1 protein-coding gene is annotated in these 899 nt (G+C 66.7%); it reads right to left on the reverse strand.

Annotated features, from left to right (window positions below; all coding sequences use genetic code 11):
* A partial coding sequence (locus P3W85_RS30155) for a dienelactone hydrolase family protein (RefSeq protein WP_276267475.1) occupies positions 1-678 on the reverse strand: 678 nt, incomplete at its 3' end.
* Positions 679-899: the final 221 nt, after the last annotated feature.

Consider the following 899-nt stretch of genomic DNA (forward strand, 5'->3'; position numbering starts at 1 on the left):
GCGGCCATGGGCCAGCACGGCGGAAGGCTGGTGATAGGAGCCGCGCGCCCAGCAGTTGAAGCCGTGATCGGCCTGCGCATAGACATGGATTTCCGCGTGCGGGTTGCCGGCTACCGCGGCACGCACGCGCTCGACCGCTTCGCCGGGAATATGCGCATCGAGCGCGCCGTAATGGAATTGCACCGGCACCTTGATGCTGGCTGCTTCCTGCAGGTTGTTCTGGATGCCGCCGCCGTAGTACGGAACCGCCGCATCGACCAGGCCACGCGCGGCGGCCAGGTAGGACAGCAGGCCGCCGAAGCAATAGCCGACCGCGGCGATCCTTGCGCCCGCGCCCAGCCGGGCGCGCAGGGTCTTGGCAGTCGCGGCGAGATCCTTGACCGCCAGTTCCACGTCGACCTGCTGGCGCAGCTCCAGCGCGCGGGCCATGTCGTCGCCGGCGTAGCCCAGTTCCACGCGCGGCGCCTGGCGCCAGAACACGTCGGGCGCCAGCACCACATAGCCGTCCAGCGCGTACTGGTCCGCCACGGCGCGAATATGCTCATTGACGCCAAAGATTTCCTGCACAAGCACGATGCCCGGGGCATTGGCGGCATTGCCGCCGGGGGGCAGGGCGAGGTAGGCATCGAAGGCGCCGCCTTCGGTTTCGACTCGGATCCATTGGCTGTTGTCAGGCATGGTGGCTTGCTCCATCGGTGGTGGGACTGAGGAAAGGTAAAGGCGGGGCAGGGATAAGACAGCGGTAAGGCGAAGACGGGGAATCCGGCAAACCGCAAGTGTGCCACTGTCCGGGCGGACGTGCTGGGTGATGTCCCTTGGCTTCGGACAAAACAGTTGGCTTCGCTTGTTGTGGCTCCTCGCCAATCCGCCCCTCTCCCCATGGGGGCAGAGAGCGTGGC

Source organism: Cupriavidus basilensis, from assembly GCF_029335485.1.
GTDB lineage: Bacteria > Pseudomonadota > Gammaproteobacteria > Burkholderiales > Burkholderiaceae > Cupriavidus > Cupriavidus basilensis_E.